Source organism: Trabulsiella guamensis ATCC 49490 (assembly GCF_000734965.1).
Classification (GTDB): Bacteria; Pseudomonadota; Gammaproteobacteria; order Enterobacterales; family Enterobacteriaceae; genus Trabulsiella; species Trabulsiella guamensis.
The window spans coordinates 128,334-148,407 of the sequence record NZ_JMTB01000085.1; the positions used below are offsets into that span (position 1 = coordinate 128,334).

The 20,074-nt window shown below is 51.3% G+C and carries 25 protein-coding genes and 4 pseudogenes; 7 read left to right on the forward strand and 22 right to left on the reverse strand.

The genetic code is table 11. The features are described from left to right. Positions 1 to 4 precede the first annotated feature (4 nt). From GTGU_RS13645 to mhbT, 3 genes are read right to left on the reverse strand one after another with little or no spacing between them, the layout of a single operon-like run. Positions 5 to 706, reverse strand: a complete 702-nt coding sequence (locus tag GTGU_RS13645; protein ID WP_038157929.1) for a fumarylacetoacetate hydrolase family protein — start codon at positions 704 to 706, stop codon at positions 5 to 7. A 14-nt stretch (positions 707 to 720) separates the two neighbouring features. Then, positions 721 to 1,758: a gentisate 1,2-dioxygenase gene (gene gtdA, locus GTGU_RS13650; RefSeq protein WP_038157931.1), complete on the reverse strand. Its 1,038-nt coding sequence runs from the start codon at positions 1,756 to 1,758 to the stop codon at positions 721 to 723. Between the two features lie 11 nt (positions 1,759 to 1,769). Further along, positions 1,770 to 3,128, reverse strand: coding sequence for a 3-hydroxybenzoate transporter MhbT (gene mhbT, locus GTGU_RS13655; protein ID WP_038157933.1), 1,359 nt, complete (start codon positions 3,126 to 3,128; stop codon positions 1,770 to 1,772). A gap of 126 nt (positions 3,129 to 3,254) precedes the next feature. Between mhbT and GTGU_RS13660 the strand changes: the two genes are divergently transcribed. Further along, entirely contained in the window at positions 3,255 to 4,163 is a 909-nt protein-coding gene (locus GTGU_RS13660; protein WP_038157934.1) for a LysR family transcriptional regulator, read from the forward strand. Positions 4,164 to 4,175: 12 nt separating this feature from the next. Here the strand turns inward: GTGU_RS13660 and fraE are convergent. From fraE to GTGU_RS13750, 19 genes and pseudogenes are all read right to left on the reverse strand, one after another. Then, positions 4,176 to 4,706: pseudogene (gene fraE, locus GTGU_RS13665) on the reverse strand (fructose-asparagine asparaginase); the annotation flags it as partial. 41 nt (positions 4,707 to 4,747) lie between these two features. Then, positions 4,748 to 5,137 (reverse strand): annotated as a pseudogene (locus GTGU_RS13670) (integrase core domain-containing protein); the annotation flags it as partial. 34 nt (positions 5,138 to 5,171) lie between these two features. After that, positions 5,172 to 5,324, reverse strand: a pseudogene (locus GTGU_RS24725) (DUF1643 domain-containing protein); the annotation flags it as partial. A 240-nt stretch (positions 5,325 to 5,564) separates the two neighbouring features. After that, positions 5,565 to 5,990: a hypothetical protein gene (locus GTGU_RS13675; RefSeq protein WP_038157939.1), complete on the reverse strand. Its 426-nt coding sequence runs from the start codon at positions 5,988 to 5,990 to the stop codon at positions 5,565 to 5,567. Then, the gene (locus GTGU_RS13680) at positions 5,990 to 6,691 is read right to left on the reverse strand and encodes a hypothetical protein (RefSeq protein ID WP_038157941.1); all 702 of its coding nucleotides are present in this window, start codon (positions 6,689 to 6,691) and stop codon (positions 5,990 to 5,992) included. Before GTGU_RS13680 ends, GTGU_RS13675 begins: the two co-directional genes overlap by 1 nt. A 627-nt stretch (positions 6,692 to 7,318) precedes the next feature. Further along, positions 7,319 to 8,149 (reverse strand): DUF4942 domain-containing protein, encoded by an 831-nt coding sequence (locus GTGU_RS13685; RefSeq protein ID WP_425427453.1) that lies wholly within the window; start codon positions 8,147 to 8,149, stop codon positions 7,319 to 7,321. A 425-nt stretch (positions 8,150 to 8,574) separates the two neighbouring features. Further along, a pseudogene (locus GTGU_RS26675) lies at positions 8,575 to 8,739 on the reverse strand (DUF5983 family protein); the annotation flags it as partial. Beyond that, entirely contained in the window at positions 8,736 to 9,113 is a 378-nt protein-coding gene (locus GTGU_RS13695; protein WP_038157952.1) for a TA system toxin CbtA family protein, read from the reverse strand. The gene GTGU_RS13695 and the pseudogene GTGU_RS26675, both read right to left, overlap by 4 nt. A 61-nt stretch (positions 9,114 to 9,174) precedes the next feature. Further along, positions 9,175 to 9,405, reverse strand: a complete 231-nt coding sequence (locus GTGU_RS13700) for a hypothetical protein (RefSeq protein WP_051857351.1) — start codon at positions 9,403 to 9,405, stop codon at positions 9,175 to 9,177. 5 nt (positions 9,406 to 9,410) lie between these two features. Then, entirely contained in the window at positions 9,411 to 9,779 is a 369-nt protein-coding gene (locus GTGU_RS13705) for a type IV toxin-antitoxin system YeeU family antitoxin (RefSeq protein WP_038157956.1), read from the reverse strand. Between the two features lie 23 nt (positions 9,780 to 9,802). Continuing rightward, complete coding sequence (locus GTGU_RS13710; RefSeq protein WP_038157961.1) at positions 9,803 to 10,024, reverse strand: DUF987 domain-containing protein; 222 nt, start codon at positions 10,022 to 10,024, stop codon at positions 9,803 to 9,805. Between the two features lie 14 nt (positions 10,025 to 10,038). Continuing rightward, positions 10,039 to 10,521: a RadC family protein gene (gene radC, locus GTGU_RS13715; protein WP_051857352.1), complete on the reverse strand. Its 483-nt coding sequence runs from the start codon at positions 10,519 to 10,521 to the stop codon at positions 10,039 to 10,041. Positions 10,522 to 10,576: 55 nt separating this feature from the next. Continuing rightward, complete coding sequence (locus tag GTGU_RS13720) at positions 10,577 to 11,047, reverse strand: antirestriction protein (protein WP_038157968.1); 471 nt, start codon at positions 11,045 to 11,047, stop codon at positions 10,577 to 10,579. Between the two features lie 80 nt (positions 11,048 to 11,127). Next, on the reverse strand, positions 11,128 to 11,949 hold the full coding sequence (locus tag GTGU_RS13725) for a DUF932 domain-containing protein (protein WP_038157970.1): 822 nt from the start codon (positions 11,947 to 11,949) through the stop codon (positions 11,128 to 11,130). 105 nt (positions 11,950 to 12,054) lie between these two features. Next, positions 12,055 to 12,288, reverse strand: coding sequence for a DUF905 domain-containing protein (locus GTGU_RS13730; protein WP_038157972.1), 234 nt, complete (start codon positions 12,286 to 12,288; stop codon positions 12,055 to 12,057). A 132-nt stretch (positions 12,289 to 12,420) separates the two neighbouring features. Next, a complete protein-coding gene (locus GTGU_RS13735; RefSeq protein ID WP_038157973.1) occupies positions 12,421 to 12,885 on the reverse strand; it encodes a hypothetical protein in 465 nt (154 codons plus the stop codon). A 64-nt stretch (positions 12,886 to 12,949) separates the two neighbouring features. After that, the gene (locus GTGU_RS13740) at positions 12,950 to 13,354 is read right to left on the reverse strand and encodes a hypothetical protein (protein ID WP_038157975.1); all 405 of its coding nucleotides are present in this window, start codon (positions 13,352 to 13,354) and stop codon (positions 12,950 to 12,952) included. A 198-nt stretch (positions 13,355 to 13,552) separates the two neighbouring features. Beyond that, a complete protein-coding gene (locus tag GTGU_RS13745) occupies positions 13,553 to 14,440 on the reverse strand; it encodes a GTPase family protein (protein WP_038158023.1) in 888 nt (295 codons plus the stop codon). A 96-nt stretch (positions 14,441 to 14,536) separates the two neighbouring features. Further along, a complete protein-coding gene (locus GTGU_RS13750) occupies positions 14,537 to 15,511 on the reverse strand; it encodes a hypothetical protein (RefSeq protein WP_038157982.1) in 975 nt (324 codons plus the stop codon). 1,095 nt (positions 15,512 to 16,606) lie between these two features. Between GTGU_RS13750 and GTGU_RS13755 the strand changes: the two genes are divergently transcribed. From GTGU_RS13755 to GTGU_RS13780, 6 genes are all read left to right on the forward strand, one after another. Then, positions 16,607 to 17,191 carry an inovirus-type Gp2 protein gene (locus GTGU_RS13755; RefSeq protein ID WP_038157983.1) on the forward strand — a complete coding sequence of 195 codons (585 nt, stop codon included), beginning with the start codon at positions 16,607 to 16,609 and terminating at the stop codon, positions 17,189 to 17,191. An 88-nt stretch (positions 17,192 to 17,279) separates the two neighbouring features. Then, entirely contained in the window at positions 17,280 to 17,486 is a 207-nt protein-coding gene (locus GTGU_RS13760) for a helix-turn-helix transcriptional regulator (protein WP_038157984.1), read from the forward strand. A 269-nt stretch (positions 17,487 to 17,755) separates the two neighbouring features. Beyond that, positions 17,756 to 18,148: a putative zinc ribbon protein gene (locus GTGU_RS24730; protein WP_072011985.1), complete on the forward strand. Its 393-nt coding sequence runs from the start codon at positions 17,756 to 17,758 to the stop codon at positions 18,146 to 18,148. A gap of 51 nt (positions 18,149 to 18,199) precedes the next feature. Then, on the forward strand, positions 18,200 to 18,634 hold the full coding sequence (locus GTGU_RS13770; RefSeq protein ID WP_038157986.1) for a putative zinc ribbon protein: 435 nt from the start codon (positions 18,200 to 18,202) through the stop codon (positions 18,632 to 18,634). A gap of 53 nt (positions 18,635 to 18,687) precedes the next feature. Continuing rightward, positions 18,688 to 19,308, forward strand: coding sequence for a DUF2913 family protein (locus tag GTGU_RS13775; RefSeq protein ID WP_051857354.1), 621 nt, complete (start codon positions 18,688 to 18,690; stop codon positions 19,306 to 19,308). Positions 19,309 to 19,585: 277 nt separating this feature from the next. Next, on the forward strand, positions 19,586 to 20,074 hold a 489-nt coding region (locus GTGU_RS13780), incomplete at its 3' end, for a POTRA domain-containing protein (RefSeq protein ID WP_169741181.1).

The following is a 20,074-nucleotide window of genomic DNA, read 5'->3' on the forward strand; positions in this document are numbered from 1 at the left end:
CACCTCAGACTATCTTCACGGCGATCGGGGTTAACCCGTCCACGTTGCCGGTGATCACATCTCCTTTCACCACTGCGCCCACGCCTTCTGGTGTGCCGGTGAAGATCAGATCCCCTGGTTGCAGCTCAAAGAATCCGGATAAGTAGCTGATGGTTTCGTTAACCGACCAGATCAGGTGGCGGATGTCGCTGCGCTGATGGTCGACGCCGTTCACCTGCAACCAGACAGGCGCGCTGTTAACATCCACGGATTCGCTGGCTTTATGCAGCGGCGCAATCGGTGCAGAGAGGTCGAACGCTTTACCGATTTCCCACGGACGCCCCATCTGGCGCATTTCCATCTGGCGGTCACGACGGGTCATATCCAGCCCGGTAGCATACCCCCAGACATATTCATGAGCTTTTTCTAATGGGATATCGCTTCCCTTTTTGCCGATGGCGACCACCAGTTCAATCTCATAGTGGTAATTGTCGGTTTGCGACGGATAAGGCAGTTCGAGCGTTTCACCTGCTGCCACCGGCACTACCGCGTCTGCAGGTTTGCAGAAAAAGAATGGCGGCTCGCGATCCGGATCAAAACCCATTTCACGGGCATGCGCGGCATAGTTGCGCCCGACGCAGTAAACGCGATGGACGGGAAACTGTTCATCACTGCCGACAACCGGTACGGTAACGGGGGCTTGTGGTTCAAAAACATACTTAGTCATCGCTCTCTCCCTAATTAATAACGTGCTTCACGGAACAACCCGAGGGCTTCCTGTACCGGTCTGTCCGAAAAACTGAATAACACAGTCTCTTCCGTGGTGTTGAACGACACACCGTGCCACGTCGGCACCACGAAAATGTCTTTTGCTGAAAAGGTGAAAATCTGATTGCCGATGGTGACTTCGCCGCTGCCTTCAACAACGTGATAGATAGTGCTGTCGGTTGTGCGCGCCATTCGCGAAGCAAAACCTTTTGGCAACAGTTGCAAAAAGGTGCCCATCGATGGCATCGGATAACCGCCGGAGACCGGGTTAACGTAGCGCATCTTGTAACCATCCCACTCGTCCGCATCGCCGAAGCGCGTCAGGTCGTGCAGTGCTTCGCGGCTACGGTCATAGCGGTAGTTGAAAATAGGTGACGAATTTCCTTTCTGATAGCGCAACGGCAGCATATTAGCGGCGTAGCGCGGTAGATAGTCACCCTCTTTTCGCGAGACGGGTTGCTGGTCTTCCGGGTAATCCTCCGCAAAACCGCAGCCAAGGATATTCACTAGCGGCAGATCCAGGCCATCCAGCCAGACCACCGGCTCATCGCCCGGGTTTCCGTGATCGTGCCACTGCCACTGCGGCGTCAGAATAAAATCCCCTTCGTGCATTTGCGTACGCTCGCCGTCAACGGCAGTAAACGCACCTTTGCCTTCAACAATGAAGCGCAATGCTGACTGGTTATGTCGATGGCTGGGCGCGACTTCGCCAGGCATGATCAACTGCAATCCTGCATAGAGCGTTGACGTAATGGAGGACTGGCCACGCAGCATGGGGTTTTCCAGTACCAGCACGCGGCGCACAGCCTCTTTCGCGCCAATCAGGTCACCGCTTTCCAGCAACAGTGGGCGAATTTCCTGGTAGTTCCAGTATGCCGGGGCACAGTTAGCATTCGGCGTCTGCGGCACCAGATGGTGCAGCGACTCCCACAGCGGGGTGAGGTTCTGCCCCGAAATGCGCTGGTAATACTGCTGACGGCTGTTCTTAACATCCTGATGATATTCAGACATAGAGATTCTCCTTAATCGTTCACGACGCCAGCACGCGGCAAGGCATCAGGGACAGGGGCTGGCGGGCGGGTCACTATCGTCAACAGGGTCAATATCACCGCGTTGATCGCCGCCGGAACAGCAATAATGAAAAACAACATGTTGAAAGAGAAATTCATCGCCATCATCACGCCGCCGGAAAGCGAACCGACAATCGCCCCGCAGCGACCAATGGCATTCGCCCAACTGACGCCCGTTGCGCGACTTTGCGTGGGATAGAGCATGGCGGTTAATGCGTTCAGACCCACCTGCGATCCGCTGATACCCACGCCGGTACCAAAAATCGCCAGCGCCATCATCCACAGGCCGTTTTCACTCAGGCCAATCATGACGATGCACACCGCGCCCAGCGCATAGCTCACTGCCAGCACGCGGAAGGGATTGTGTCTGTCCATCAGTAAGCCCAGCGCCAGCGCGCCCAGCGTCCCGCCAACCTGGAAAGCGGCTGTCACCCAGGAAGCCTGTTGCAGGTCAATGCCGCGATGGTTTAACAGCGTCGGCATCCAGCTTGAAAGCAGGTAAATAATCAGCAGGCTCATGAAGAAGACGACCCATAACATCAGCGTCACAGGCAACTGGCGGCCAACGAAAAGCTGGCGAATGCTGCCTTTGGCAATCGCTGCCGCTTCCTTAAGGTAAAAATGGGTATTGTCATGACGTTCACCGGTCATTGCACTGACGGTACGGGCGATGGTCGCCTGCGGCAACTGGTGACGCACCTGCCAGCGCGGTGATTCCGGCAACACCACCAGCAGCGCAAAAAACAGCATCAACGGTAACACGCCGCCGAGCACCAGGATCCCTTCCCAGCCAATGCCTGACACCAGTTGCGCGCTGACAATGCCGCCCATTGCCGAACCGAGGGTAAAGCCGCAGAACATCAGGGTAACCAGCGCACCACGACGTCGGGTCGGCAGGTATTCTGATGTCATGGTGATGGTGTTCGGCATGGCACCGCCGAGCCCCAGCCCGGTCAGAAAGCGCAGAATCACCAGCGTTTGTAAATCAGGCGAAAACGCGGACAGTAGGCTCAGCGTACCAAACAGCGCGACGCAAAGTTCAATCACCCGTTTGCGACCGAAACGGTCGGAGAGCGGCCCGCAAAGCAGCGCGCCGGCGGTTAATCCCACTAATCCTGCACCGAAAAGCGGCGCCAGATCGCCCACCGTTAATTGCCAGTGGGCGCGGATATCCGGGGCGATAAAGCCAATTGCCGCCGTATCAAAGCCATCAAGCATGACCACCAGAAAGCAGCAGATGATCACTCGCCATTGAACTTTGCCGATGGGAGCGGCATCGATCAGCGCTTGTAGTTCACGTTGTTGAGTCATAACAAATGCCTCAGTGCAGGTAAGGTAAGAGGTAGTTTTGTTTTTGATATGTTACGACTTTGTAGGTTGGGCGATAAAATGTACAATGGCATTTCATGCAGAGACATAACCTGAGGGTTATAGCAAATGGCAAACTGGACGCAGAAACTGAAACTCCATCACCTGCAAATGCTGGTGGCACTGGGCGAACAGGGCAATTTGACCCACGTCGCCAGAATGATGAATATCACCCAGCCAGCATTGTCTAAATGGCTGTCACAGCTCGAAGATGAGATTGGGCTCACACTCTTTGAACGGCACAGCAAAGGCTTGCGTCCCTCCGAAGGTGGAAAATTGTTGCTGCAACATGCTCAGCGGTTAATCAACGATATGGAGCGATCGCAGTACGAAATGGCGCGCTTTAAAGCGGGTGGACTGGTTGGCAGCCTGAAAATTGGTTGTTCACCGGTGGCGACCGACTGCGTCTCGCAGGCAATTCTCAATTTGCTCAATGAGATGCCGATGCTGCATCTGAATATCGAAGAAAAAGTGATGACCCCGCTGCTGCATGATCTGCTGGCCGGGTCAGTCGATGTCGTGGTTGGCCGTGTTGGTGGCCGGGCGCTGCAACTGCCATTGAACTATCAGGTGCTGTACACCGAACCTGTATGCTTCGTCGCGCGCCCTCACCACCCGTTAGCCGGACATGCCACGCTGACCTGGAATGATCTCGCCGACTGGCGCTGGATTGTCTGGCCGACAGGAACTCCAATTCGTATCAGCATTGATAACGCACTGGTTGACAACGGCGTTATGCTGCCGGAGAACACCATCGAATCCGCGTCGATGAACGTCAGCACCAATCTGCTGCAAAGCAGCGACATGATCTCTATTCTTTCTTTACGTCTGGCGCAACGCTACGCCAGCCAGGGACAGCTGGTGATCTTAAACCTGCCGAAAATAGAGCAGAAAGGAAGTGTCGGCGTTTTCTGGCGTAATAATGAAACACCTTCCGCGGCGCTAAACCGCTTTTTGTATTTTCTGACACAGGTTTAGCGCGCGAAATTGTTAGTAGGTACGGAAATAGTGTTGAATCAGCTCAGGATTTTTTGTCTGCGTCAACGCAGTCATCAGCAATATCCGGGCTTTAGCAGGATTTAATGAATCCGCGACCAGGCCAGGCAGGCCTTTATCGACGGGTACAACACCATTCCCTGTGCGGGATGAACGTATCACTATAATTCCGGCTTCCTCTGCTTTCCTGATCCCTGCCTCGCTTCTGACAGAAACAGAACCCGCCCCGGTTCCGGCATAAATGATTCCGTCAGCATGATGTGAAATTGCTGCATCATACATATACTCCGGATCGTCCTGATAACCATAAATAATCACGACTTCTGATAACTTTCGCAGGTTTCGCACATCAAATACTGAACGCAGGTTATGCACCTTTTCCACTAGCGTCTCAAATTGCGGTGCACCGTTTACAATAACGCCAAGATACCCTTGCTCAGTCGCTTTGAATGGATCCAACGTGGTCGCGTTAGTTTTAGTGACAAATCTTGCCGAACCAATGCGATCATTTAATACCACTATCAACACGTGCAATATTTTTTATCTCTGGTGTAAATAGACCCGTTTTAGTTCCATGAATTTTTTGAGATCCCCGCCAAATGATGGTGTTGTCGATATTCCTCCGGCGTCATATTGTTCAGTCATTCATGCGAGCGTTCACAGTTATATTCTGACAACCATTTTTCCGTGATTTCCCGCACTTCATTCAGCGTTCTGAACAGATAAAAATCGAGTATTTCTGTACGGTATGTCCGGTTAAAGCGCTCAATGAAAGCGTTCTGCGTCGGCTTACCCGGCTGGATAAACTCCAGTTTTACTGTATGTTCCTCTGCCCATTCAGCCAGTGCCAGGGAGATAAATTCCGGGCCGTTATCCATACGAAGCATGACCGAATAGCCACGGTTTGCCGCGATCCTGTCGAGTACACGGACCACTCGCTGAGCTGGCAGATTGATTATGCCGGAGGATCTCTAAATGTGAATGGCACGATTATGCGGGATACTTACAAGTACACACATACGCGAACAAGTTCGCGATACGTACATCCCCGAAGCCCAAGCTCTGCGCAAATGAGATACAACGTTTCAGTGTGGGGTCGTCAAGCTCCGCGTCCGCATACGATGGATTCAAACCAATGAAAAGAGCATAAGGCTTTGTTCACATCCATGATTAACCCACCTCACTACGTTTATCGTCCCGCATCGAGTCAATGAAGTCTCGTTGTTTCTGCGTCAACTCCAGCTTTTCTAACAAGTTATCTAGTTCCGTTTCGGCTGATTATTGCTTATGCAGACGCTCATTATCAACCATGCAGCACCCTACAGGATTAGGATTAATCTCAGGCTATTAATCATACCGGGTTGGTTCAACCAGCAGAGCGGATCAGTTATTCAGTTCTTTAGTTAGTTCTGCTTCACCAGTAGTAGCATCAAAGCGCAGATAAAAGAGATCACTATTTATCTGCTCAGGCTTCGTCCATATCTCCGCCGCCTTCGAACCGCCTTTCTGTTTGGTATAACCCAGCTTAGTCAAATAAGCCCTCAACGCCCCGACGTCAGAAACACCCCTAAAAATGATCGTGTTTGACGGGGCGTATCCATCTCCGGGGTGCGATTCAAAGTAATAATCGTTCGATATACGCGGAGCCTTTTCAATGTCTTTATCAGTCAGGGAATGATAATTGAAAAAGTCCTTTTCAGTGTATGTGGTCGCTTCATTGATACCAGATGCAACAAAATAGACAAATAGCCAGCAGAGGATAACAATCGTAATTAATACCAGGATGCTCCATTTAAAGAATTTACGCATTATCTCTTCATCCCTGTATACCCAAATGACGTTCCATTGTCTGTAATAGCTTTGACAATTCCAGAGGTGAAATCATTCCATGGCCGCAGCCAAGTCATAAAGTGGGGGAGGATAGATGTATATGGTCGGTGCATTACGCATGGGTCGTCAGGATCAGGGAATAAAATAGGATAGAATCCTCTGTTTTTGTACGAACCAACAGCCCCGTAATAATCCCATCGACGAGTAGCCGCAGTATAACTCACGGGTCTAAGATGGCTTCCATAACGTCCCGGTACGATAGCACGATAGAAACCGAACAAATCCGATACTAAATCCTCTCCACTGAAGCCACTATCAGTATACCAAGAGAACGAACTTAGGCTTTGTAATCCTTCAAAGCGAAAAGCGGTATTAATCATCATCGCCAGCATGATTCTGTTAATATCTTCGATACTCCGGCCACGCTTAATCTCCCAACGGGAGAACTTGCCTACACCAAATTGCGAATTGAATTTCACAAAGTGCATATCCTGTCGGTACATCACCATATAGTAAGGTTGGCCGCTACGCTCCCCCGCGATGAACTGTTTTTTAAGCTCCACGATATCACTACCCCGAGCATGCCCCATGTCAATCCAGCCAAGCACCTCAGTATAAACAATACCACTGCGCAAAACGTCGAACTGCGCCCCATCCTTTATTTCCGCTCTGGTGCTCATCCTTCCATCTCCTTGATAGATTTATGTTGCCAATGCTATAGCCTATTTTTAAGCCAGTCCAGACGTCAGGCAATAGCAAGCCATAAGCCCGATTGGTGATACAACACCAAGCGGAGCGCAGCGATTTCATCAGGGTTATGTCATTACAGCGGGGCTTATCAGGGCGCTCGTGTATCCTCAGAGGGAACCGTGAGCCAGACGGAGACAGAAACTGCATATCGTGTGCAGGTACGAATCACCATAAACCTGTTTATTCCCTGCGGCGTCTCCCGACGCGTGGCATTAGGGAACACCGGGCTAAAATGCGCCTCGCTGTAAGTTTCAAGGAATCATGCCGGGTGCGCGGCTTTCTGTTCATGTTGAACTATCGCGGCAACTATCAGGGTAAATAGCGGTACTTTGGTCACATCACCTTAGAGCCAGCGCATTGAGTTATAAGGATTTTAAAGGTCATGGAGCGGGCGAAGGGAATCGAATGAACACCTTAACTAATTGTAAATAAACAATTATATAAATAGCGATTCAGAATCTATACATATTTATATACAACAATACGTTCGCTTTGTTTTTTCCAGAACAACATATTAGTTTGGATGATAAACGGGGAATCAAACTACAATCATTGTATCACGATAACATCCCCGGATAGTGTCGGGCGATGATGTCGTTCAGTTGCTCCACCAGATCGGGGCGTTTCAACGTGATATGCGCCGAACCTTTCTGAAAATACTTGATCGTAAAATAATCATCTTCATAAACTACTGCTTTCATCTTCTGTCTGCTGATGTGCTCGTCAAGACGGCGGGCAATGTCAGCACGGTTATCAGGGATGGGCTTGCCATCCAGCAAATGCAACATTCTCTCCAGGTCGGTCAGTCGGTCACGCTGCCAGCTATAGCTGAGGCAGAATCCCCACTGGTCATATTTCACCAGACCGTTGACGATAATCTTCGAACCAAATTTACAGGGGCTGTTGGTTTTATAACTCCAGCTTAAACCTTTAAAGACGTTGATCACCCCACGCTCAAACACCTCACCTTTGCTCTGATGCAGTTGCTCAAACGTGCTGAGAATATTGGCTTCAGAGATCGCTGGGATATCGTCTTTTTCCAGGCTGTTGTACCACTCGTCACGGGCCGCCGCATCCATGAGTGACAGCATCCCCGACTTCTTCATCAGGTCACGCCAGATACCGCGATCAATATTACGGGTGATCGCCTTCATCGCGGTTTCGGGTTTCTCCATCAGCCAGCAGTCGTAACGGTATTGCCGCACACCCCATTCATTCGCTTTGCCCCCGCCAATACTGTCGGTGAGTGCAGAAATATCATTAAGTTGATGGATAAGGATTTCTGTCAGGCTCAACGCTGCATTACGTCCGGTAACAATGCGCTCAATGCTGGTGGAGCAAATCACATCAGTGTGATCGGTTAATACCCCGGATTCACTTGTGCTCATATTCAGGGACTCCATAAATAAAAAGACCCGCAATGAATGCGGGTCGGGTGTTGTGGGCCCATCAGGACCACGGATGGTGTGTGAGACAGGGATGAAAAAGATGATCGATAAATTCGATCGATTTTAGAAAATTGATCTGCAAAATGAATTGTACGGCCTGATTATCCCTGTGCTAAATTCCCGAAAACGAATTTAACGTGTTGTTTATTAATTTATTTCTGCTTTCTGGTGGACGGGTTTCTTCTGTCCTGCGAACCTGGCAGCGGAATGTGACGGCAGGTGATGGAATGAAAAGATGCGTCAGGTGTAATAAGAAAAGAGGCGTTCTGGCGCGGGTTTTCGGGCTTGATAGCGATTACTGCGATGATTGTCTGATGGTGGTTAACCAGGAAATCAGAGAAAAGCGTGTGGTATCCGTCCCGGCACGAAATCTTCCCCGGTTCATCTGCGATCCGCAGCGTACAGCCATTCAGGTTTACTGCGGCGATCAGTTCAGATAATTCAATACCATCAATATCAACGACGATCCGGCCCATGTTGAGGGCCAGAACGTTGATGGCGTCGGCTTCCACGTTAACGGACAGCTTCACTGGACCTCCCCGCTGTATTTGCCGCCAGTGATATCGGTAACAGCTTTGTAGCCGCTGCGGGTCAGCAGCCCGGTTGCCTTACGGGCACGAAGAATATCGATGCTGCTGATAAGCGGTGACTGCTCCTGCGCGCTGAAACCGCGACGATCGGTGCGCACCAGGTCGTATTTCTCCACGATAAAATTTACGGCGTCGCACAGTGAGATCCCGGCGTTGATATGCTCCTGGATCACACCGTCGTTGCCAAACGGCGTGTCGTTGAGCGTCAGGCCATAGTGTCTGTCCAGCAGGTATGTGAGCAGGGTCTGCCAGACGGTTACAGGCGACGGGCAGGACTGCGCCACCCGTTTTCGGGATACAGGTAAAATGCTCATTCAGGTTATCTCTGTTAAATAAATGAAAGGAATGAAGGGTGGAAGGATTTAACGCGGTACGTTACTGCCGGATAGCTTCCAGTGCGGCTTCCAGTGTGAACCAGTTAATCCCCTGTTCTGCGTCGTGATGGCTGGCGGCATGGCGTAATGCCGCCCTGGCTTCTTCATCTGTGGCGGACGCATCCACATTGCGTACATCGTCTTCGTACCAGACCGAACACAGGACGAAGTCGTCGTGTTGATGCTGTTGCAGCAGTTCAATGACTTCGCTGACTTTACAGGCGTGTGGCATGGCGATTAGTCTCCGGGTTGTGCTTCAGGTGGGGTCGGGTAAATCGCTGTATAGATGTACCCGTGCGAGCCGAGGGAGTCGGCTTCACAGGTCAACCCTTTTGCGAAAAGCATAACGCTGTGCGAGTGGCGGGGATTAAGTTCACCGGTGGAGAGCATCAGTTCCATCTGCTTCATCAGCAGCGGAAATGCCTGGTCAAGATGACGTAAATCCGCCTCGCTGAACTGACCGGTGATGCTGGCGCGGTCAGCGAGATAGTGCAGTCGGTTGCCCTCCTGCACCAGACGAGCGCCAAAACAGGGCGTGATATTGCACTGAAGACCCCACCACGGTTCGGCAATATCATGGTTTACTGGTGGAGTGTTATTCGACAATTGAAGTGCTCCTTAATCATGAGTTAATTCAGGGTAACGCTGCGCAGGACGACATACGGACCGTTACGGTCCTGGCGTCGTTCAGCAAAGACGGCCAGCACACCGCTGATATCCGGTACTTCACGCCCGGCGTAGTGGCAGATGCTGCCGCTCCATTTGTACTTTCCGGTACAGAAGCGAAACAACCGGGACTGAGGATGCTGGCGGTAAATCGTCATCGCCTGGCGTTTGCTGATAATCTTCATTGCACTGTTTTCCCTTAAAGCCAGCCGCGTTCGGCAAACGAGATGACATCCATCCCGCCAACGACCAGATGGTCCAGTAACCGGATATCAACGAGTTCAAGTGCCTGCTTTAGCCGTTCAGTCATCTGCCGGTCAGCATGGCTGGGTTCCGCAAGCCCTGACGGGTGATTATGTGCAAGTACGGCCGCCGCATTGTGCTTCAGGCCCGTCTTAACGATTTCACGCGGATGCACTGTGATAGTGTTGATGGTACCCAGAAACAGCGTGTCGTAAGCAATAAGCCGGTGCTGGTTGTCGAGCCACAGCACGGAGAATTCCTCACGTTGCTCCTGCGTCAGTTTCAGACGAAGCCAGTCGCGTACCGAACTGCTGGTGGTGAAGGCCGCTCCGGGTTCGCGTAACTGGCGTTCCAGAATGTTCAGCGCCCGCCGGATGGTACGCTGCGCATACGGCGTCATGGCGGGGCGCGGGTGAGGATGTACTGAGAGAGGGAACATATCGGGTTGTAATGGTGCGGGGAATGTTGTCGTGTCCTGCATGGTCTGAAAGCGCCTAATCGATGATGTGCATGATGGTGTTACATTCCGCATGGCTGAGCGCGTAGTCCCGCAGACGGTAGTAATGTTCCGTCATGGCATCGGACTCAGTACGACAGGCATGGTGGCTGTAAGTCATCAGACAGACCGCAATCCCGGCAGCTTCGGCGCTCATGGCCGCACGGTTGCCGTTCATGTCGTTAAACAGTGACCATGTTTCATCGCCTTCAGCTTCCGGTGCCATAAACGCGCCACCGTTGCTCAGCGTGTAAAAGTTCCAGACGCCGCCGCTGTAGTCCGCACAGAGGCGGTCCAGCCAGGCGAAGATGTACGGCTCCAGGGTTATCCACTGTGGGATGCTGCCGAAGTGCTGCGGCCAGAAGCCGATGCGGTTCTCGTCGGTGACCTGTGTTGCGGCAATCTGATGCGGAGCCGCAACAGGAACGGTTTCTGCGGGGGTGAACAGTGGCAGAGTGTTGTCAGTCATTTGTGTTTTTCCTCAGGCATGAATACGTAGAATGGGAATAAATCCCCGGAGATGGATTCTGGTGATGGGGGCCGGGAGGGTTATTTACTGAGCAGGTTCATCATGTTCCCGGCCATCACCCAGAGCGCCCGGTTGAGTCTGACATCACTGTCTATCCCGTTAATGGCGCGGGTGTGACTGCGTTTGCCCTTCGCAGTGCGTCCGGGCAGACCGCCTTTCAGCAGGTTCTCCTGAATCCTCTGGTATATCGTCCACAGGTCATCCCTGCGGTCTTCATAGCGTCGGGGTGTCAGTATCTGTGTTGCGGTGACCGGCTGATGCTCTTCGCCATAACGGTACGTCAGCGCAGCATTCGCCAGTGCCTCCTGTGCTGGTGGCGGTAACAAAAGCGATTCCATCGCATCGCGCATGTCTTCCACCCGGTCAAAGACGCTGAGCACGTCGTAGGCCCCTTCAATGACCTTGCTGACGACATCGCCCCGGTGCGGAACTCTGATTTCGCCAAACGACGGACCACAGACCATGCCGTTGGTGCAGATGGCGCGGAAGTACCCCGGCAGCATCTGGTAACTGGACGAACCGTCGTGCGAATTGAGCAGGATAATTTCCGGTACCTGCGGGCGGTTGATTTGCCCGGTACGACGCAGGCGCAGCATATGTTTTGTATGTTCACGTCGGTTCTGATCGCGGACGCGACTCTGGCAGGCAAAGAACGGTTCAAAACCTTCGCGATGCAGGTTCTCAAGTACGGTGATGGTCGGTATCCAGGTATAGCGGTCTGAACGGGACTCATGCCTGTCGCCCCCGAAGACGCTGGGGACAACCTGCATCAGTTCTTCACGGGTCAGGGGACGGTCGCGGCGGATCTGGTTCACCCGACCAAAACGGCTGGCTAATCGCATGATTAATTCCTTATGGTTGATTTAACGGCATAAACAAAAAGGCCACGACCCCGAAGGGAACATGGCCTGTTGGTGTGGTTGCTGGTGGTCAGAGCTTGTGGTGAGTCAGTGTTGGGGTATACCGTGGCTGAGCAGATAGCGATTAAGCCATTCCCCTGCGTTGGCTTCAAAATTCCATGCCCGCCAGATTAACTGACTGTCGCGGTCACGGATCACCAGCCGAAAATGGCTCCCCTGGTCGTCTTCAATGGTGATGTTGCAGTAAAGTGCCGCCACGGCTTCAGCCTGTTGACGGGTGAAAGGGCCGGGTGGTAACGGCGTATCGTCAGTGTTTTGCACAGTGCGTTCCTGATAATTGGCACAAAAACAAACGCCCTGCCCGAATGAGCAGAGCGTGGAGTCGTGTTGGCTAAAAGATTGTTTACGGCAGAAGTGTTATTACGGAGGCTGGTTCAGCGAGTATTGCAGACCTTACGGGATATCAAACTTCGCCACGCAGCCGTTATCGCCAAATGCCGGTATCACTCCGGCAGCACCTTTCAGCGTGAAGACCGCCGGTTTTGCACCAGTGCCGGAAACGATCACACGTTTACCGGTACGCAGCTTGTTCCACGCCCACATAAGGTTGTCTTCTCCCACGTGAGAGTCGCTTTCGCTGATATTTGCCTCTTCTTCGTTATCAATTTTCATCGTCAGGGTCTGACCGCTGTCCATACTGACCTGATGGCCGTTTGCGTCGGTGAAGATGATGGTGACGGCCTGTGAGCCGGAACTGTCGCACGCGAGGTACAGCTGTGACTGTCCCTTGCCGGGGATAGTGTATTCTGCTGTGCCCTGCGCAAAGCCACTGGTCCAGGTATCGTGGCTACCGAACGCCAGCGCCTGAGCAGAGAAACAGAGTGCGAGGGTAAGAGGCACAATTGTTCTGAATGACATGATAATTTTCCTTTAATAAACAATAAAAAGCATGGCAGGATTAAGGCTTGATGCAGTAGCTGGATTATTCGCTGACGGTGAAGGTGCCCTTATCGGTGAATACCCTGGCTTCAAGAAAGCTGCAGTTCACGCCCGGTGGTGCCTGGAGGTATGTGTGGCCGAAATGCCATGTCAAACCGTCAGCAAAATGCATCGTGGTGGGGGTAAAGGTAGCCCCCTGCGCCACCCAGCCTTCGAGTCTTTTACCCTGGTATGTGACGGTTCCTTTTGTCAGCAGCGGGCATTTACCCCTGTTGACGTCAATATTCTTAATCACAACGGTGTCAGTTTTAGCCGTAACGGTGACATTGATACCCTGTATGTTCTTCTGAATATCGACATTAATGATGTCATTTTCAGTCGCACCGGCAGTTGAGGACAGGGTTGCCAGCAGAATAATGGCTGCAGCAGCGGTATAATATTTAGTCATAAAGGTTCCTTAAGACGTGACAATTCCTGCGAGTCATCGCATTGATTTTTAATGAAGAAATAACGTAATGACATGAATCCCAATGGATTATGTAACTGAGGGGCTTATCAGGTACAACGATGAATATCGATCTGTTCGATCGACGAATTCGATCGTGATGAAGCAAAAACGCTTATCGACAAAAATGAAGATGTTTATCTAACCGAAGAAAAATCCCCACAGGGAGCGTGCCGCACGGGCGACGGTGTGCGTAACAGCCTGTAATGCCGAACGGGCCACCTGTGGAAGCGGAGCGAGGTCAATGACCTTATCGATAACCTCCACCACGGCATCACCAAAGCTGCTGCTGGCGGTGCTGATGATGCTGGTGGTGCGATACCCGTTCTGCAGGTGCGGCACCAGCGGGCTGCGGGCCTGCTTTGGGAGCCGGGTAATCATGGCCTCCACCAGACGTGACAGACGGTAACGCCCCCTGACGGAGACCGGCAGAATATTCTGCTCAGCAATCCCTAACTGACGAGCTACCACCTGTTGCTTCCGCGCAATATGCTCCGCCTGCAACGCCGAGGGCTGGGCTGACAGCCAGCACCACTGTTCGGCGGGCTCGGTTTTGTCCACCTGGTTGAGTACCCACAAGACAGGCGGTACCGGTCCTCTGAACTGTGCAAACACGTCCTGATAAAATTGCTCTTCCACCGCAAATGCGCGGTCATCGGCCTTGAGTACCCATAGCACCAGGTCCATCTCCGGCAGCATCCGCTGGTACAGCTCACGGTATTCGCCATCGCGGGTAACACTCTCACCCACACCGGGTAAATCCACGAGCGTCAGGTAATGCTGACCGAAGCGTAGCCTGACACGCTGTGGCTGACGGGTACAGGCTTCCACCGCATTGACGGCGCAGATTTCGCTGCGAAAAAGCGCGTTACACAGTGAGGATTTACCGACGCCGGTTTTGCCCATGATGCCAATCACCGGCTCACAGGTGACCAGGCGGTTAAGCTCCTGCAGTAAATGCTGGCGCAGTGCATGTGGGTAACGCCGGAGATGACGACGGATAAGGGCGTAGCCTGAGGGATGTTTCATATCGGCCTCTGAATGAAAAAAGGCCATCCGGAGGGGATGACCTGTTGAAGTAAAACGGGAGGGAATTCAGTATGGTGATATATAACTGAGATTTTTTTAGTTTTTCTGATTCAGCTCAGCCCAGGTTTTTTCTATCAAATATTCAATGACATCAGCCCTGTTGCGGTTAAAACGCTTCTCCAGTTTGACCAGCGTATTTTTAGCGCCTGGAGAAATACGAATATTAATCGGTGCCTTATCAGCAACTTTCTTACGATGTTTCGTGTTTGCGTAGCGTTTTCGAAGTCTGCTGAGGAAGAGTTCTTTTTGTGCCCATTCGGCATCCCATAACTCAAAGAGTACAGGTATTGCGTATTTCTGAATTGCAGGGTGAAAGCTGTCACTTTCAAATTCTGAAAGGAGTGTTCTGTGTGTTTCAATCTGCTTCCAGGTAAACGCAAGCATTTCCGCATTTGCGTCAGACAACCAAGAAAATGTGGTGCCGATATTTTCTTTTATTCTTAAATATTGACTCCGAATGCGAGCAATTTCACCCAGTTTTTCTTCCGGGCTGGCAGGTATTAAATCCAGCAGGTAAATACTTGCCAGATAACATTGTGATGTATTGTCCGGTGTGGTGACAGGGAGGTCACAACGATTCAACTTCTCTTTGTCATCACCTGTTTTTTTACGTTTATCTATCCGCGTATCGGATGCGATTTTTGAAATAATATCTTCACTGGTGTAGTTTTTATATAGCGACAACCACAAGAAAAGATATGCATATTCATCACCCTTAGTCCATTCCAGACAGGATTCGTTGACGGCAGCATGGGTGTAATCATTGAGTGTATTTAATACAAATTGCTGTGGCGAAGTTGGATTATTGTTCTTGTATGGATTTTTCTTTCCATCATTTTTATCTTTTTTTTCTTTCTCCTCCTGACTAATCAGTGTGGCGATTCTTGTATTTAACTTGTCTATAGCGCCTTTACCGGAAAAAACATAGTTACGGGCATCATCTAAATACCCCATACACCAGAGAAGATAGACTCCTTCTCTGATGGACTTCACTTCAACGCCTCTGTGCATCCGGATCCCTCTGATAAATAATGTATGATTTACAACGACAAGTATACATGGAATTTACAACGAAAAAAATGATGTATTACGCAATGTTTGATAGTTCATTCAGACTTATCTCTTACTGGTTTGATGTGTTTTTAAGATTGTTTTATGCTTGCTTACACATGTCTATCACGATTATTTTCGTGTGATTCAGGACGGATATCACGCAATTTATATTCATTTAAAACAATAAAAAACAATGAGTTATGCCATGATTATTGTTTTGTTCATAAGTATCTGTTATTGGTTTTTCGTACAAAATCACAGATTGCTATAGTAATGCAAAACATTTCTTCCCCGTGTACGTCTACTGTGGGGGCTTCCCTGGCAGGTGCATAATGGCGAACACAGTCTGGAATACGTCGGGGTGCGATGATTTAAGGAAGCTGGGTGCAGAGGATTTTGCTTCGCTGACAGTGTCAGTGATTTCATTTTTTACGCCGCCCTGTAATTATACGAAACGTTACCCTCACAGGTTCCGGCACCGGCGTAGCCGTTGTGCCAATATAAGTGACCAGAGGTGGAACACCCATCACTCTGCTGTCAGAGTGGTGAATATAAACTACTCTGAGGTACAGAGGAGTGAACGCAGTGAACGACATCCTCAGAGCGTATTATCGTAAGTGACGGTAAGGTGTGCGTAGCATAATACCTGCCCGGCAGCTTACGGGAATGCGCGGTGATGTTAATCAGGTGCAGCCGGAATAAAAAAGTGATCTCCCGGACGACGTGTATCTGCAGAAATACATCAGGACTGAAGACGAGTAGCCGGAGACTGAATGAAATTCTCAAAATAAATTGATTTAGGTTATTAGTGTTATTTTATAAAGAAAGCCTCCAACACTCCCCACCCAATTACCCACTCCAGCGAGATATCCATCCGCAGAGTTTAGCCGTATACACTCAGCGTGCTTAATCTCTTCACGCTGATAATACTCTGCTGACGGTATCAGTGACGGCGTTAAGCATGAACCTGCCGGATAACCTGATTAACTCCACGTAGTAAAAAATAACACGCCGCTGTAATCCCATGACCAGTATTCATCACGGGATAACATCATGCTTCACAATACTAACCGAAACCACGTACCCGATAATTCGCTGCAGAACGTTTTATTCAACCATCAGAACCAGCTCTTTGAATGCTACTCAAAACTCTTAATGCTGCGGGTGGATTTTGCTTACCGCCAGAATAGTGATTCATTTAACGCCGCTGACGTAAATCAACTGGTCGCCGATATGATCTGGCTGACGGAGCAATGTACGACGCTATCCGGGCTGGTGGGTTATGCCTGGGTACTGGAATACACAGAAGACCACCGTTACCACATACATGCTGCGTTTTATCTCAACGGTCAGCGTCACAGGAAGGTCTGGTGCTTCTGGGAGGCCATTCATTCGCTGTGGGAAGTCATCACGGACGGAGAAGGCTATGCGCACCGCTGTGAGCCTAAGGGACACTACAGGGTACGGGGAGAGCGTGTTATCAGCTTTTCCGACAACAGAGGCCGTCAGGGTATGACGTTTATTCTGAGCTACCTGGGGAAACAGTCTCAACGCACAGAGCGGCGTATTTACCGCGTCAGCACAGTCCCGACACCAGCAGTCAGTGGCAGACGTCGCAGGTGTGCCATCAGCGAATAAAAAATTACTCCCGTGCTTCATCGTTTGAAGAAGTCTGCACCATTCGAATCCCTGACTTCTTCTCCCTTACCACCAACGGAGAAAAACGATGACCGCCCCAACCAGCATTCTTAACGACAAGTTCGTCGATATGGCATTCATTACGCAACTCACTGGCTTAACCGATAAATGGTTTTACAAACTGATTTCATTGGGTGAATTCCCTAAACCCATTAAGCTGGGGAGAAGCTCTCGCTGGCTTGAAAGCGAAGTGGAAGCCTGGCTACAGCAACGTATCACTGCCTCACGGGGCTGACCACGATGTGACCGGGGAATATCCCTCCCGCCGGACATACGCTAAATGCCAGCACTGGTGCTGTGGCGCAACGCCCTGTCCGTTCTGCTACCGAATTACCCCAAATACCATGACGCTGAGACCAGGCTATCTGCAGCCATTCGCCTGACCGCTACCCGCGTCTCACTCCTGTATCCCCGACTTAACATCCCTCATCCGCCAGATACCAACAGAGCGGCTCTCCACGGGAGGGCTTAAGCCTGCGTGGTGTCTGTAAAAGGATCAATACTATGACGATTTACGCCAAATCTTTTATCGCGCTTGACGGCAATCAGCGCCTCACGGGCGCAACCACTGCCCAGCTTTACCCTTACGACCGCTACTCCTGCCATCTTTGCGGCAGCGCCCTGGTCTTCCACCCTGAATGGGGTACTAACCGTCCGTGGTTCGGGCACACATGGGAAGACCTGACGGAGAACGGACGTCACCATTGCCCGTATGTGAACCCTGAGCCAAAGGAAGCGCGGCGGATACGCATGCTGCGTCGCTACGTACCGGATGTACTCCCGGTAGTACGTAAGGCCGACTGGCACTGTTCGGAGTGCAATAGCCACTACCACGGTGAACGGTACTGCATGACATGTCGTACCGGCGACCACAGCCAGGAACATCGCGCAGAATGAGCCTGCATCCTCTGGCTCTTGCTATCGCGACAACATTACAGGATTTGCACCATGCAATTTCGCACTATTCGTACCGCCCTTGACCACGAGGGCGAAGTCATTCACACCAGAGACTTAACCCCACGTTCACGGGGTCGCTGGTACTGTCGTTCCTGCAACAATCCCCTGCGTCTGCACTGGACGCATGACTGCGGCGGTTATTTTGAACATGACCTGGAAGAGTCTGAAGAACGTGGGTTAAAGCATTGTGCATATAGGGTCATTTCCCAGGATAAACCGGTATCAGCCTTTGATCAGGCAGTGAATGCACTGATGGAACGTGATGATGCGCACGCCACAGAGCCCTCAAAAAAGGATTATTTCTGCGTGCTCTGTCAGCGAGAATATTATGGTCTCCGGTGTTGCCCGGTGTGCAGACAGCACATATACAGCACGGAAATGAAAGACCTTGATCCCCTGGCGCGACCAGTGACGTTTGCAAAATGAAACCGGTTGGCAGCCTTCTTTTCCGCCAGCAGTGACCCCGCTATAATCCCGGCATGAAAAATACGTATACCCCTTTATCACCTGACCAGACCATCACCGACCTGGCGCACTTTGCCTGGTGCGCACTGGTGGGATTACGTCTGGCGCAGCAGGAGGGCCAGGCGCTTTCACCACTGACCATTCATTCCTTCCTGTTACGCTGGCTTGCAACCGCACAGAAACAACGGCGTTTCCCCCGCTCTGTGGCAGCGGATATTGACAGCCTTTTGCGTCTGGGGCGGCAGAAAGGTCCCGGTGCCCTGCTGCATGAACGGCTTGCGTATTTGTGGCAGAACTGCTGTGGTGACCTTTCTCAGCAGTCTGACCTGCTCCGGCTGACGCATGCCATCGAAACGCTGAAATCACAGGGCTGGCTCAATGCAGTGGTGGCAGACGATGAATGGGCACCGGAAGCCCTGTATGCTGAATATGCAGATGTGGCGGCATTGCTGGTAAGGAAGTCGGAGTTGCTGCGCCATTTTACGGAAGAAGGGCAACAGTCTTCGCCAGTGGATTTTCTTGTTGTCGGGGACTGTCGCAGGGTGGGCGATGTGTTTGATGCGCGTGAACTGCCTTACATGCTCAGGGAACAACATACCGGCTGGTGTATCCTTACGCTGGTGCCAGTAAGATAGCAGGAAGTTGTTCGGGGGAGACTCACTGACGATCTCACACTGAGGAGACAATGAAGCCCTTCAGGATCAATCAGACTGATACTGTTTTCAAAACCACATTTTCATTAGCGTAATTCGGCATTTCACTAAGAATAATCCACATAACCCAGAAAAAACGTCTGATTTTCAGAATAACGCGGGTATTTTCTGATAGAAATTATACAGCCTAATCCATTACATTAGTCCGGTTATTCCACTTTGAAACAAACAATGTCCTTACGTAAGGAGTTATGTCGAAATGGATTTTCGCCGCCGGTCACGGGGACATCAGCATCTTTTACCCGCACTCTGTGTTTCAGCGGTATTTTCCGGCATTTCGTTCACTTCAGTCGCAGCACCCGGTGACGAACAGTTTATTCTGCAACAGCAGCGTCAGCAGGCACTGGAGCAGCAACTGACGCCACCGGTTCCTGATATTCGTTTATCCCCTTCGGAGCATTCCGCCGGGCGGCTCGTCTTTCCGGCGGAATCCCCCTGTTTTACTGTCCATGACGTCACGCTGACGGGGCACAATGACCTTCCCCGCTGGCTGCCGCTGCAACGCCTGGCAAATCAGGCTGTGGGACACTGTCTCGGGACGCAGGGCATCAATCTGCTGATGAGCACGCTTCAGAACCGGATGATTTCACACGGCTGGACCACGTCCCGCGTGCTGGCCCCCGCGCAGGATTTAAAAAGCGGGCACCTGCAACTGACCGTGGTACCGGGCAAAATTCGCGACGTGGCG

Excerpts from the sequence above, each read along its gene's own strand:
- GTGU_RS13645 (WP_038157929.1), bottom strand. The coding sequence starts at position 706 with ATGACTAAGTATGTTTTTGAACCACAAGCCCCCGTTACCGTACCGGTT.
- gtdA (WP_038157931.1), bottom strand. The coding sequence starts at position 1,758 with ATGTCTGAATATCATCAGGATGTTAAGAACAGCCGTCAGCAGTATTAC.
- mhbT (WP_038157933.1), bottom strand. The coding sequence starts at position 3,128 with ATGACTCAACAACGTGAACTACAAGCGCTGATCGATGCCGCTCCCATC.
- GTGU_RS13660 (WP_038157934.1), top strand. The coding sequence starts at position 3,255 with ATGGCAAACTGGACGCAGAAACTGAAACTCCATCACCTGCAAATGCTG.
- GTGU_RS13675 (WP_038157939.1), bottom strand. The coding sequence starts at position 5,990 with ATGCGTAAATTCTTTAAATGGAGCATCCTGGTATTAATTACGATTGTT.
- GTGU_RS13680 (WP_038157941.1), bottom strand. The coding sequence starts at position 6,691 with ATGAGCACCAGAGCGGAAATAAAGGATGGGGCGCAGTTCGACGTTTTG.
- GTGU_RS13685 (WP_425427453.1), bottom strand. The coding sequence starts at position 8,149 with ATGAGCACAAGTGAATCCGGGGTATTAACCGATCACACTGATGTGATT.
- GTGU_RS13695 (WP_038157952.1), bottom strand. The coding sequence starts at position 9,113 with ATGAGCATTTTACCTGTATCCCGAAAACGGGTGGCGCAGTCCTGCCCG.
- GTGU_RS13700 (WP_051857351.1), bottom strand. The coding sequence starts at position 9,405 with ATGCCACACGCCTGTAAAGTCAGCGAAGTCATTGAACTGCTGCAACAG.
- GTGU_RS13710 (WP_038157961.1), bottom strand. The coding sequence starts at position 10,024 with ATGAAGATTATCAGCAAACGCCAGGCGATGACGATTTACCGCCAGCAT.
- radC (WP_051857352.1), bottom strand. The coding sequence starts at position 10,521 with ATGTTCCCTCTCTCAGTACATCCTCACCCGCGCCCCGCCATGACGCCG.
- GTGU_RS13720 (WP_038157968.1), bottom strand. The coding sequence starts at position 11,047 with ATGACTGACAACACTCTGCCACTGTTCACCCCCGCAGAAACCGTTCCT.
- GTGU_RS13725 (WP_038157970.1), bottom strand. The coding sequence starts at position 11,949 with ATGCGATTAGCCAGCCGTTTTGGTCGGGTGAACCAGATCCGCCGCGAC.
- GTGU_RS13735 (WP_038157973.1), bottom strand. The coding sequence starts at position 12,885 with ATGTCATTCAGAACAATTGTGCCTCTTACCCTCGCACTCTGTTTCTCT.
- GTGU_RS13740 (WP_038157975.1), bottom strand. The coding sequence starts at position 13,354 with ATGACTAAATATTATACCGCTGCTGCAGCCATTATTCTGCTGGCAACC.
- GTGU_RS13745 (WP_038158023.1), bottom strand. The coding sequence starts at position 14,440 with ATGAAACATCCCTCAGGCTACGCCCTTATCCGTCGTCATCTCCGGCGT.
- GTGU_RS13750 (WP_038157982.1), bottom strand. The coding sequence starts at position 15,511 with ATGCACAGAGGCGTTGAAGTGAAGTCCATCAGAGAAGGAGTCTATCTT.
- GTGU_RS13755 (WP_038157983.1), top strand. The coding sequence starts at position 16,607 with ATGCTTCACAATACTAACCGAAACCACGTACCCGATAATTCGCTGCAG.
- GTGU_RS13760 (WP_038157984.1), top strand. The coding sequence starts at position 17,280 with ATGACCGCCCCAACCAGCATTCTTAACGACAAGTTCGTCGATATGGCA.
- GTGU_RS24730 (WP_072011985.1), top strand. The coding sequence starts at position 17,756 with ATGACGATTTACGCCAAATCTTTTATCGCGCTTGACGGCAATCAGCGC.
- GTGU_RS13770 (WP_038157986.1), top strand. The coding sequence starts at position 18,200 with ATGCAATTTCGCACTATTCGTACCGCCCTTGACCACGAGGGCGAAGTC.
- GTGU_RS13775 (WP_051857354.1), top strand. The coding sequence starts at position 18,688 with ATGAAAAATACGTATACCCCTTTATCACCTGACCAGACCATCACCGAC.